Here is a 12,479-nt window from a genome sequence, read left to right on the forward strand (position 1 = left end):
TTAAAGGTATGTTATAGGCACAAAATATATTCAATTCTATCGCATCATAGGAATAATTTTCGTTCTTTTTTAAAAAAGTATTTGATACGACGGTTCCATTTGATTCTTAGTATAGGGCTTACCTTCTCGTGTTTTAGAGCTAACAGTCCAAAAGTGCCTTCACTTACTCTGACAGTTATCCGTAAAATACAAAGATTACCATGAAAACACTATACTTAGAAGCTGAGCATTACATTCGTTGTTTCTATTTAGATTTAGTATAGTAGTGTCATAGTTATTTTTTGTAAGCGTTATTAAAAAGCGTAAGGTACGGTGTAACATGCAACAAGAAAAATACTAATAACTGAAAACGCTTTTACAGAGATGGGTAATGTTAAAAGCAGCAGTATGAATCGAGTTTTACAATCGTGAGAGGAGAAATATTGCATGGAATATCAAACCATAGGCAGGACTGGTATTAAAGTTTCTAATCTTTGTTTTGGCACGATGTCATTTGGAGGAATTGCTGATGAAGAAACATCATTCGCTATGTTCAATCGGTGTCGAGAGATGGGCATTAACTTTTTTGATTGTGCCAATGTTTACAACAATGGCTTAGCGGAAGAGATTCTAGGAAAATGTATCGCGGACTGTCGGGATGATATCATCTTAACAACAAAGGTTTACGGAGCAATGAATAATGGCATCAATAATAAAGGATTATCACGCAGGCACATGATGATGGCAGTAGAAGATAGTTTAAGAAGGTTAAAAACAGACCGGATTGAATTTTATTTTCTCCATGCCTTTGATCCTGACACACCAATAGAAGAAACTTTACGAGCACTTGATGACCTTCAAAAACAAGGGAAAATTCTCTATCCTGCAGTTAGTAACTGGGCCGCTTGGCAGATTGCGAAAGCTCTAGGGATTTCTGCAAAAGAAAGTTTAGCCCGTTTTGAATGCATTCAACCGATGTACAACCTAGTCAAACGCCAAGCTGAGGTTGAAATTTTACCATTGGCTCAATCAGAGAATGTAGGCGTCATTTCCTATAGTCCGCTTGGCGGTGGATTGCTAACAGGAAAATATAATGCAAAACAAAAACCTAGTAATGGTAGATTAGTAGAACAAGATGGTTATCGTCGCCGCTACGGTGATCAGAGCAATTTTGATATTTCTGAACGCTTCATGCAATATGCAGAAGAACAAGGAGTCCATCCTGCAACACTAGCAGTAGCATGGGCAAAATCTCACCCTGGTGTGACTGCACCAATTATCGGTGCCAGGAACCTTGAGCAGCTGAAGCCGTCTCTTGCAGCATTGGAAATGGACATGACGGAAGAGCAGCGTAATGAAATTTCTAAGCTGTCAATTACACCACCTCCAGCTACAGACCGTTCAGAAGAAATAACCAAACCATAGAAGGAGTGTTTTATATATGTTAAAAAGAAAAATTGGCCGAATCGATTATGAAGGTTCTGCCGTAATGTTTGGTGCCGCGAGTTTAGGAAATGTGACACAGGAAGAAGCAGATAAGTCGATCACCTACGCATTAGATCATGGAATCAATCATTTTGATACAGCAGCAGATTACGGTGATGCCGAAATACGTTTAGGTCCGATTATTAGTAAGGTTCGCAACGATATTTTTCTAGCAACCAAAACAGGACAGCGCACAAAAGAACAAGCAAAGGCTGAAATTTACCGTTCCTTAGAGCGAATGAAAGTCGATTCTGTTGATTTAATCCAATTACATGCAGTCGGTACAATCGAGGAGCTCGATAAATGTACAGCAAAAGGCGGCGCTTTAGAAGCTGCGATAGAGGCAAAAGAGGAAGGGATTGTCGGCGAAATTGGCATAACCGGTCATGGACATCAAGCGCCTGTTACGCATTTAGAGGCATTGAAGCGATTCCCGTTTGCGACTGTATTACTGCCGTTAAATTATTATATGTATTCATTGCCAGAATATAGAGAAGCTTTCGATGCCTTAATGGAAGAAGCGAATAAACAGAATGCAGCGGTAAGGGCGATTAAAGCAATCGCCAAAAAGCCATGGCAAGAAGAGCAAGAGCGGCGTTATGCTACTTGGTATGAGCCATTCGATCAACAAGAAATGATCGATGCATGTGTCCACTTTATCCTTTCCTTCCCAGGATTAGCTGGTTTTGCAAGCGCTGGGGATGTCCATTTGTTCCCTAAAATTGTCGATGCTGTGGAGAGATATGGTTCCATGAATGATGAAGAAGCGGAGCGTATTTTAACCAACATTCCGGAATATACGACGATCTTTGGTGCACCAACGTCCATTGATTAATAATTTTAAGTAGGTTATCTCATTATGGGATAACCTTTTTTTATAGCATTTTTTCTAAATTAACAAATATGGGCCAAAGTATGGAAAAATAGCCCAATATATTTGTCTAATTGTACATTCGAGCAAATTATGTATATACCATGCATTTTAAAATTCAACATGAAGCAGATCATGAAAGATCTGCTTCATGGAATAGGTGATTAATAACCACCGTATCCGCCACCAACGTATGACGTTCCGACGATGATAAGAAGGATAAACAACACAACAATCAACGCAAATCCTGCACCATGACCATATCCTCCACTCATAACTTTAGCACCCCCTTTTTTTCGAGGCTACTAAAGTGTATGCAAAATAACAGGAAGTGGGTAGACATATAAAACAGATAAACAGCCTTTTTTGCTAATGACTCATCAATACGTAGAGGATAATACTTTAAGTTATGTAAAGAATGTACTTTTGAAACGGCAAGAGTTTATTTCATACACCATACGAATTGACTGACTTTAAGTCGATTCTCTTTCCTTTCCAACGATTTTCCAAAACTATGTTCAAGCTCTGTTATGGTCTTAAATCTATTCTCAATTGATGATAAAGAAACACATAATATTGGCACCAAAGTAAATAATACTTAGAAAATATATTTTGGAGTGTGGACTTACTTGATAGAAAATACAGCTGTTCGGCGTCAAAGAGCGTATATTTCTGAATTCGGAACAACACTGCTTCATTTAAAAAATCCTTGGATTGTTGCCTTCTGGTCTTTTGCATTTCCTGGTTGTGGCACTCTTATGCAAGGCAGAGTGGCGAAAGGACTGATTCTCATTTGCTGGGAGTTGATTATAAATACAAATTCCAGGATTAACCTTTCTATCATGTATAGCTTACTAGGACAATTTGATATGGCCATACAAGTCATTAACACTCGATGGTTTCTTTTGTATGTTGCGTTATATGTTTATGCGCTCTGGGATAGTTATCGCGGGGCAGTGGATTTAAATAAACAATACATTCTAGCTGACCGAGAAGATGTTTTAATAAACCCTTTTACCATTAAAACGCTCGACACCAATTATTTAGACAAGAGAAGCCCTTGGTTGGCTACTGTACTTTCTGTTCTATCACCTGGATTGGGTCATTTATATGTTCATAAGGTCATGACAGGGCTATTTTTCATTGCATGGACAATCTTAGTGATTTATATATCAAAGACATTACCAGCCGTACATTATACGTTTACTGGAAATTTCGGACTAGCAACATCCATTGTGAACATGCAGTGGCTCATGTACCTTCCATCCATTTATGGCTTTGTGATTCACGATTCCTACATAACTAGTGTCGAATATAACAAACTAACTAAAAAAGCACAGTCGAGATATTTGCGTGCCAATTATCAACGTCTCGACTTCCAAAAGCCAATGAGAGGTGTACGGTTATGAAGCAAAATGCTTTTTCACGATATTCAAGGGCTTATCTGTCTGAATTCACCACGAATCAACTCCATTTAAGAAACCCTTACCTTGTTGCATTGTGGTCTTTCCTCGCTCCAGGATTAGGGAATCTATTGCAAGATCGAAAAATCAAAGGATTAATTCTTATTTTATGGGGGGTACTTGTCAATAATTGCGCAAAAATCAATCTCGCAATGTGGCACTCCTTCACAGGTAATTTCCATTTAGCTAAGCACGTCATTGATACGAGGTGGCTGCTTCTTTATATTGCAGTATATGTATATTCGGCATGGGAGGCTTATCGAGGAACGGTGGACATGAATAAACGATATATTCTAGCTGACCGAGAAGACGCACCTATTAAACCGTTTATTATTAAAACATGGGATCTGAACTATCTAGATAAGCGTAATCCATGGGCAGCCGCAGCATGGTCCTCTTTCATGCCAGGACTCGGTAAATTGTACTTGCATAAAATCATTATAGGTTTGTTTTTTGTTGCTTGGACGATTGTTATCATGTATTTTTCACATGGCTTGCAGGCCATACACTTAACATTCATTGGCGATTTTATTCATGCGAAAGAGATTATAAATATGCAATGGTTTCTTTATGTTCCTGCAATTTACGGATTTCAGATTTATAGTTGTTATGTTTCTGCGGTGGAATACAATAATTTATTTGAAAAAGAACAGTCCAAATGGTTAAGAGACAATTATCAAAAAAATGGATTTAAAATGCCGATATGATGAAACAAAGAGAAAGGATGAGGATATATGTACATCATTGCATCCTTTGAACAATCCACTTCTTTGGAGTTAGCAATCTCAGCTTTAGAACAGGAAGAAATAACCAAAAGTCAAATCCTTGCGATACCACTTGATAAGAGAACAGAAAAAAGAAAATTATTTGATACCATTCACCGAGCTGATGGATTCAGCTTGTTTGATGTAGCAGCAGTGCTTGGTACATGTGGTATGCTTTTAGGAGCCATTTACGGAATGGTGTTAGAATGGGGACCCATTTTGTGGGGACTTATCGGACTCATAGCCGGGCTTTTGTTAGGTTATTTGCTGAAAATGTTGTTTGTGAAAAAACAAAACAAAAAGGCAATAAAACAAAGCAGCGAAACAGAAGTGTTTCTTATGATACATTGTACCGATGATCAAAGAGAGATGGTGGAAGGTATTCTTTGGGACAATATGGCGTTAGGCGTCGCTAAACTAAAAGATGAAGGGGTACAGCCAAAAAATTAAGATCGGGGTAACATTATATTGATAAAAGAAGCTTTACCTTGTACAAAGGAGGTTTGGGTAATTGCTATTCGTAACGATTGTAACCATACTTTTAGTTATTATTGCTTGGTTTATGCCCAAACGTTTAACTAGAACAGAGATCTATATTATTTTTTTTACTGTCTCCTATATAGAAATCATATCTGACGCTATTTTTGGAAACATTATGGATTTGTATTATTTTGGTGGCGGCGAAGAAATTAGCCTTGAAGTATTATTAATAAAGGTTATAATGGCACCGATGTACGGAATTATCTTTTTAAATTATATGCCTGAAAGAAGAAGTCATTTTATCATTTACTGGCTTGTTTGGGTAGCCTTTTCTACCTTTTACGAATGGTTAACAATTGTTTTTGGATACTTAACCTATAAAAATTGGACCCTTTGGTACTCCGCTTTATTTTACCTGGCAGCAATCCCCTTTTTTAGATGGCATTTTTACTTTATTAGAAAGGGATTGTGTTGGAAGGAGAAATAGACTATTTATGGATAGGTCCTAAGTGGACATACGTTCCTTTATTTGTGGGAAAAGAGGCGTTTTCAGATTGCTAACGGACATTGGTTCCTTTATTAAGTAAAAAGGTATTTGTTTTCCCAAGGTTTTGAGCATATAACGTACCTGATGTCCGCAACCCGCTTCAAAACAGCTTTTTTTTCGAAATAAAGCACTCAGTGTTCGTAATGATAAGGGAAAGGAGGGATGATGAGAATCATGAAGCCACCTAAAGATTATAAAGAGGACTTAAATAGTGTTATTGAGTTAATGAATAATACTCAAGATTTAAAGTTAGATATTTGGCGAGAACATGTTGTTTTTACTGGGCATTGGTGGATTGGTGTCACTTTAACGATTGTACCATGGCTTCTATGGATTTTTTTTCGAAATAAAGAAAGCTCTAACCGCTTATTATTTGTTGGTTTTTTTCTAATGATATTCTCTACATTTCTAGATTTTATCGGAACAAAATCAGGTTTATGGTTTTATTATTACGATGTGATTCCTTTCATTCCTGCGTTCGTCCCATGGGATATTACCCTTATTCCTGTATCTGTTATGTTATTAATTGAGTGGAAACCACAGGTAAACCCATTTACCAAAGGATTATTATTTAGTGGAATAACAGCTTTTGCCGTGGAACCCCTTTTTGTTTGGATAGGACTATATCAACCAGTGCATTGGCAACACTATTATTCGTTTCCAATTTTCTTTCTGTTGTATTTGATTAGTCACTTTTTGAGTAAGCGTAAAAACTTTAAACAGGTATCTAATTAGTACGACAGTAAAGTTATGAGGGTATTTGTAAATTTTTGCAAGGACTGTATCCTTAAAATCTAAAACGCAAGAACCAAAAATGGATACTTTCGCCACATTTATTTTCTTGTCCATCCCTTTTCACCTCATAAACAGTAGCATTATTCATATACATACTATCAGTATCAGTGTCGATTATTTTTCTATACTAATCGGGCATTACAGGCCATTTCGCTTTAGACTCTCTAAAGCTTTCGAGGGATGACTTTAATGCCCGTTGATGCGGATAAATATTTTTGTAAAAGGATGAGAACATAATGAGAAGTTATGTGGCAGCGAACGGAGATACACTCCGTACAATAGCGAACAAGTCCGGTATCGAATTAGAAAGACTCCTCTCTATCAATCCGCACATCCCCAGTACTGATGTAGATATTGGCAAGAAAAAAGTAAATATCCCCTCTCCTCCTCAAAGAGTGCCTAGAAGAAAGCATACCCTTCTTCCTCCTTGCCCCCATCAAGTACCTGAAGAATTCCAAGATTATTTTATCCCTCTAACTCCATTAGATGAAATGGCACAAACGGATTATGATGTGATCGTCGTTGGTACCGGAGCTGGGGGCGGTGCGGCAACCTGGAGGTTATGTGAACAACTATGGAACACCGACAAGAAGATTGGTGTCGTGGAAGCAGGACCGATCCTACTACAAACCCATGCCAGCAACCTTCCAACGTTAACTGGAAGGTGGGATAACTATTTTTTTAACCCTAAAATATCGAGACCTATTGGCCAGTTTCTTCCCGACTTACCTGGTGCAAGAGATGTGATTGCTCTTGGAGGACGAACCTTGTTTTGGGGACGTACCAGTCCCCGCATGTTTGCTGATGAATGGGACAATTATCCAATAGATAAAAAAGAATTAGAACTTTATTATAATATCGCTGAGCAGATGATGACTGTTTCAAAGCCGACGGATCCTCTTTCCTATACTTACTTAACACGTCTTTGGGAGAATGGTTTTCCTGAAGCATCAATTAATCCACGCGCACTGAATCTAGAACCGGTCAAGTATGGACCTGTTGTAAATTTCAGTTCCATATCATTTTTGGCTTCAGCATTAATTCAGAGACCGTTTGACTTAGCAGTTAATGCCAGAGCTGTAAAAATTTTTACTGAGCAAGGAAAAGCCACCGGAATTAAAGTGATGACACCTGAAATGAAATCTTATACATTAAAAGCAAAAAACATCATCCTTTCTGCGAGCGCTTTTGAAACTCCGCGTCTTTTACTATCTTCAGGAATTAAAGGAGAGGCAATTGGACATTATTTAACTATTCATTCTTATTTAAAATCAAGTTATCAAGTATCGCGACCACTAAACGATGCTCAGAGTCATTCAGGAATGGTTGACCTGTTCATTCCACAAACAGAAAACCGTCCATACCAATTACAGATTGAGATATTAGAGGGAGATAAAACTCAGAATAAATTAGCAGAGCCTGTAGTGGAGTCACATAATTTTGGAAAGGTAGAACCCCGATATGAAAACATGCTTTTTCTAAATCCTTACAGAAGGGATAAGTACGGTGTTCCAGAATTCCAGGTTCATTTTGCCTATAGCGCCAAAGATAAATCTATCATTTCTGAATTGAACTATAGTATAAATAAAGCTGCTAATTCCATAGGAGCAACCAGTCCACCTAAAACTTGCTTAAGCGCTCCTGGTAGTGCTTATCACACTATGGGGACGTGTCGCATGGGGGATGACCCATCCACTTCAGCAACGAACCGCTATGGTCAAGTCCACCATGTGTCTGGACTCTATGTTGCTGACAACAGCATTTTGCCAAACACAGGAGCTGCCAACCCGACATTAACTACAGTAGCCCTAGCGATTCGTACGGCGGATTATATTACCCGGAAATTGGATTAATTACCGTTAAGAAAAAGGAGAAGCAAGAGTAGATGAAATAATACAGATACTCTTTATTCCGTCAACATCACTTTATTAAGGGGTTGCTACTATATAGTTCGCAAAGCTAAAGAAATCCTCATTTTTATTTGTTTCTACACTTATTCTTGCAAAGAAGAAAAGACCGCCACGATTGGCGATCTTCTTGTTAAATCTTGCACTCATTACACAAAGGATGTATATTCCAAAATCGGTAAAGCTATATTAATGAGGTGATTTATATGCAAATAATCAAAGACTTTCTCCCTATCTCCTTTTTCCTTTTAGGCGGACTTGTTTTCCTTTTCTTAGTCATAACCAAATATACAGAAGAGGCACATCAAAAAGAAATAAAAAAGAACAAGTGGATGAAAAAGGATTATTATCATTATGAAAATGCTATATTTTACCGAATTATGAGTAACTCATATTGGATTGCGAAAACTCTTCTTATAATCGCTTCACTAATTCCGATTGCCATAGGAATATTACTGCTTTGGTCAATGTTTTAATCTATACTAATTATTTCGTAATCGATAACTTTAAACCTCTTTCACCTTAAGGGTTATAAACCAGGTAGGTATATTGATTAAAGGCAAAATTCTGATGTACTTTTTATCCTTTTTAGTCCTGATTAAACCACAGTGGATCTTTATTATCAACGTCACCATTATAATTGATTAGAATCTCATCACCTGCTTTTATATCTGTGTAAGCATAGAAGTCAAATGTGTGATTTCTAAAATTAATCTCATAATCTGCATTAGGTTCATAAGAATGGTTAAATAACATTCCATAACCAAGAAGGATAGCAGAATGATTTATCCCATACTCGAAAGCGTAATCATCGAGTATAGTTTGCTCAATGTATTGATGCTGGTCATTTGGATAAGAAATGACAGGTGCTTCGTGTAAAAGCTCTCCTTTTTTGATATCACTTGTTGCAAATACCCCTCTATTGAATTCTCCATCACTAAGTGAAGATGTTTTTATCTCAATCATGTTTCACCTACTCACTTTTAAAATAATCTTTCTAACTGTAACATACATTTTAACATTGTGCTCTTTTTATTTAGAAAAGAGACTCCTCCAACAAGTTTCGGCAATCATCTTGTTCAATTTTCTGCCATGTTAGTTTAATCAAGATTCCAACTTTTAATTCTTTGTTTCGTAATCATTTCATCTGAAAACTATAACTTCCAATTAATTACCTAAAATTCACTAAAAAGAATGATATACCATTAGTCTAACTCTATTATAAACTATTTCTTAGTTATCTAATGTTATCCTGTTTCTCACCTTAGGTGCTATAATATAAGAAATCTAATCTATTGTACGTTCATTAAAGTTTTGAAGCAAATGACTAATTTCTTTTTCGGTATCAACGATTTCCTGATCTATAAGTTCTAAAGTTTTCTCAAAATTCGCATTTACATCACTAATTTTTGTCTCTATCGATTCCCACAATTCTTTGTAAGTCTTATATGTGTAATCAACGCCTGAAAAACGATATACTACTGCATTAATACCTAATGTTAGATCTTTTAAAAAATCATTGTGCTCTTTTTCGATATTTGTAATTAGGTCAGGAAAATAAGGTTTGAATTTGTAACATTCTGAATAAGTCTTAATAAATTCGTCTCTTTGCTTATCTAAAGCTTCTAATAATTTCTCGTTCTTCATATCTTCATACTTAACATCTTCAGTCCAGTGGCTCTCTATATAATTACTATAGTCCATAAATACAGATGTCCATGTACCGTGAAGACTAAAAAAAGTCATTCTTGTCCTCGTTAAAATATCCAGAATTTCCTCTGCTTTTCTAAGTCTAATTTCTAATAACACTCTACTTCTGTCTTTTTTATCTTGAAGGTCTAACTGTTCTGTAATTTGAGCTCTAGCAATTAAATAGGCAGCAAAAGCACCAACCATACCACCAAGCATACTCAATAGCCCACTAATAATGGTTGCTTTATTCGGATCGTCTACGCCTATATATTGAATCGTTAATGCCCATATGGAGACCGCAAAACAAAAAGATAGGATTAGTGCTATTCCCGTTAATATTCTTTCTTTGATATCCTCCACCCCCTGGTAATTTTACCAAAGAAGGGAAAGTCTTCGCTATTTATTATACCTTTGCCAATAGCAGCAAAAGTTATAACTTGGACAATTGCCTAAACAACTTCTCTACCGTTCCAACCCCGACCCGTTCGTATTTAGCTAATATTAGAAGTTCTTTTGGTAAATGACCAACCGTATTGATTCCATCAGCTTGCATTTGATTCAAAAAACTTGGGAATCCTTTGAAATATGCTTCTGTTAATGGGATAGAAGCAAGTCGTTCCGTCATAATTAAATACTCTTCCTTAAAAAATAAAAATAATTCCCCCGGATGGGCTTGGACAATTTTCCTTCTTGCCCGCTCTTCTTCCACAAAATCTACTAAATCTAAAAATAGGTATCTCTCATTATCCTCTTTATACCTTTTGACAAGTTTGGACATTCCCTCTATTTTCTCGGGCAGCTCACTCATAATGCGAGCTTGCTGCACACCGCCTAAAGCAATCATGAACCGTTCTGCTCGACTAAATCGCTGCGGTAGCAAAAATGCATCACGCAAAAAGTAAGGAATATCAATAGATTGACCTGCATAATAAATGGTTCGGATTACCGTTTCACCTGGCAATACGAGCGGTTCCTCTTCTTTTTCATCAGAAACTTCCTCTTCCACTGCTGTGACAGCAACAAATCTCTCTACTAAACGGTCCTCCAATTGCTTAAAACGTAAATCTAATTCTTTCCTTTCATATGTATGACTTGTTTCATTTGCCGGATCTTGGTATGACGGAACTTGTATCGTAGGTGATCCATATGCTTCGACAAACCATTTGATAATAATATAGAGGGCTTCCCATACAATTAATGCTTCGGAATAACGAAATGCTCTGGTTTGATGTGCAGCTTCATTGCCAAGCTTTCTCACCGTATGCAGCGCCTCTAATTGTTCTTCTGTAGCAAGCCCATCTTCCTTAAGCAATGTGAGTCGATCTATTAATCCATCACCTCCTGAATCTGAAATATTCTCTAGGTGAAGAACTCGACTCACCACCCCTTCCACAAAAACACGTGCATGGGTGAGCATTGTTCTTGGACTTGTAAACACACTATGTTCTAATTCTCTAGCAATCGAAGCTAGTTCTTTTGATACATCATTCAAAAATGCATAAAAATATTGATCTTTCACTAAATTCATGTAGTGCAACCTTTCTTTCTTGGTGTAATAGATTCATTATATCATGTTGCGTATTATTACCGTACGCCTTCCTTATAGAATAAACAATACATCTACATTAACATATTATTCCAAAAATAACTTTTATAATAAAAAAGTGCCAATCACCAGTCGATTAATCTAGTTTAAATTCCCCTATTACTGATATAATAATAGATAGAAAGTCAAACCATAACAATAGAAGGTGGTGTGTGATAGTGGCTGTAACTTATACAGAGAGACTTCCATCAGTGGGGAGTTCTTTATCCCCACTGATAGTTAGCGAAACTTATCAGGGTGCTAGCGTCCGTTACCCCCACTTCTACTTCCCTACTTATTCTTATTCTTGAAGTGTGGGTTTACGGACGATTGTTCACCGTGGTACAAATTTTCGCGGAGATTTGTACTATTTGCATAGTCGGCTGACTAAAAAGGGCAATACTACCTATCACTTTTCTAAAAAAAGTACTGGGGCGGATATGGAGCAAATTCCAGAGGGGTATGAAATTTACGAGAACCCAAATGGAAAAGTTTATTTGCGTAAGATCCTTAAAAAATCGATCAAGGACGAAGAAATAAAAGTTATTGAAAAGGCAATGAGAAAATGTTGTCCGATTCAGAATTTTAAACTAGATATCAAAAAGGAATTCGTTTATATTTATACCGTTTCCACATCAATCAACGAACTAGATCTCCTTTCACCATTAATAGGGAATTCAGAAAAATATAAAGACTATGAAACCGTGATGCGCCTTCAATTAATGGATGAACAGAGCCGAATATTTGAGATTGAAAGATTTTGTTTTTTAAGTGGTATTGAGGACTGGATTTACTTAGATGACTCTGATAATTTACAGGAACTTGTTGAAGAATATGTTCGTCATATTGGACAGGAATCGTTATATGAACTGTTCTACTAGATGATGCCTGCCGCTACCAAAAGGGAATCA

Annotated in this window: 14 protein-coding genes; 10 read left to right on the plus strand and 4 right to left on the minus strand. The window is 36.9% G+C overall.

Translation table 11 applies throughout. The features are described 5' to 3' along the window. The first annotated feature begins 426 nt into the window (after window positions 1-426). Window positions 427-1,404, plus strand: a complete 978-nt coding sequence (locus GHD00_RS01145) for an aldo/keto reductase (protein WP_163536252.1) — start codon at window positions 427-429, stop codon at window positions 1,402-1,404. A gap of 16 nt (window positions 1,405-1,420) precedes the next feature. Further along, window positions 1,421-2,299: an aldo/keto reductase gene (locus GHD00_RS01150; protein WP_163536253.1), complete on the plus strand. Its 879-nt coding sequence runs from the start codon at window positions 1,421-1,423 to the stop codon at window positions 2,297-2,299. Window positions 2,300-2,499: 200 nt separating this feature from the next. Here the strand turns inward: GHD00_RS01150 and GHD00_RS01155 are convergent, their stop codons facing one another. Next, window positions 2,500-2,610 (minus strand): YjcZ family sporulation protein, encoded by a 111-nt coding sequence (locus GHD00_RS01155; RefSeq protein ID WP_163536254.1) that lies wholly within the window; start codon window positions 2,608-2,610, stop codon window positions 2,500-2,502. A 354-nt stretch (window positions 2,611-2,964) separates the two neighbouring features. Between GHD00_RS01155 and GHD00_RS01160 the strand changes: the two genes are divergently transcribed. The 7 genes from GHD00_RS01160 (at window position 2,965) to GHD00_RS01190 (ending at window position 8,767) form a co-directional block, all read left to right on the plus strand. Beyond that, window positions 2,965-3,744: a hypothetical protein gene (locus tag GHD00_RS01160; RefSeq protein ID WP_163536255.1), complete on the plus strand. Its 780-nt coding sequence runs from the start codon at window positions 2,965-2,967 to the stop codon at window positions 3,742-3,744. Further along, on the plus strand, window positions 3,741-4,505 hold the full coding sequence (locus GHD00_RS01165) for a hypothetical protein (RefSeq protein ID WP_163536256.1): 765 nt from the start codon (window positions 3,741-3,743) through the stop codon (window positions 4,503-4,505). Before GHD00_RS01160 ends, GHD00_RS01165 begins: the two co-directional genes overlap by 4 nt. A gap of 27 nt (window positions 4,506-4,532) precedes the next feature. Continuing rightward, window positions 4,533-5,012 carry a hypothetical protein gene (locus GHD00_RS01170; protein ID WP_163536257.1) on the plus strand — a complete coding sequence of 160 codons (480 nt, stop codon included), beginning with the start codon at window positions 4,533-4,535 and terminating at the stop codon, window positions 5,010-5,012. A gap of 61 nt (window positions 5,013-5,073) precedes the next feature. Then, on the plus strand, window positions 5,074-5,529 hold the full coding sequence (locus GHD00_RS01175; protein ID WP_163536258.1) for a CBO0543 family protein: 456 nt from the start codon (window positions 5,074-5,076) through the stop codon (window positions 5,527-5,529). Window positions 5,530-5,763: 234 nt separating this feature from the next. Continuing rightward, window positions 5,764-6,324, plus strand: coding sequence for a CBO0543 family protein (locus GHD00_RS01180; protein WP_163536259.1), 561 nt, complete (start codon window positions 5,764-5,766; stop codon window positions 6,322-6,324). Between the two features lie 296 nt (window positions 6,325-6,620). Further along, window positions 6,621-8,237 (plus strand): GMC oxidoreductase, encoded by a 1,617-nt coding sequence (locus GHD00_RS01185; protein ID WP_163536260.1) that lies wholly within the window; start codon window positions 6,621-6,623, stop codon window positions 8,235-8,237. 260 nt (window positions 8,238-8,497) lie between these two features. Further along, window positions 8,498-8,767: a hypothetical protein gene (locus GHD00_RS01190; protein WP_163536261.1), complete on the plus strand. Its 270-nt coding sequence runs from the start codon at window positions 8,498-8,500 to the stop codon at window positions 8,765-8,767. A 112-nt stretch (window positions 8,768-8,879) separates the two neighbouring features. Here the strand turns inward: GHD00_RS01190 and GHD00_RS01195 are convergent, their stop codons facing one another. From GHD00_RS01195 to GHD00_RS01205, 3 genes are all read right to left on the minus strand, one after another. Next, window positions 8,880-9,257: an SET domain-containing protein gene (locus GHD00_RS01195; protein ID WP_163536262.1), complete on the minus strand. Its 378-nt coding sequence runs from the start codon at window positions 9,255-9,257 to the stop codon at window positions 8,880-8,882. Window positions 9,258-9,578: 321 nt separating this feature from the next. Further along, window positions 9,579-10,343 (minus strand): hypothetical protein, encoded by a 765-nt coding sequence (locus GHD00_RS01200; protein ID WP_163536263.1) that lies wholly within the window; start codon window positions 10,341-10,343, stop codon window positions 9,579-9,581. A gap of 70 nt (window positions 10,344-10,413) precedes the next feature. Next, window positions 10,414-11,511 (minus strand): DUF4145 domain-containing protein, encoded by a 1,098-nt coding sequence (locus GHD00_RS01205; RefSeq protein ID WP_163536264.1) that lies wholly within the window; start codon window positions 11,509-11,511, stop codon window positions 10,414-10,416. Window positions 11,512-11,939: 428 nt separating this feature from the next. On the opposite strand from GHD00_RS01205, the gene GHD00_RS01210 reads away from it, so the two are divergent. Beyond that, complete coding sequence (locus GHD00_RS01210; protein WP_205600690.1) at window positions 11,940-12,449, plus strand: hypothetical protein; 510 nt, start codon at window positions 11,940-11,942, stop codon at window positions 12,447-12,449. Window positions 12,450-12,479: the final 30 nt, after the last annotated feature.

Origin of the sequence: Gracilibacillus sp. YIM 98692 (assembly GCF_010993965.1) — a bacterium.
Lineage (GTDB): Bacteria > Bacillota > Bacilli > Bacillales > Amphibacillaceae > Gracilibacillus.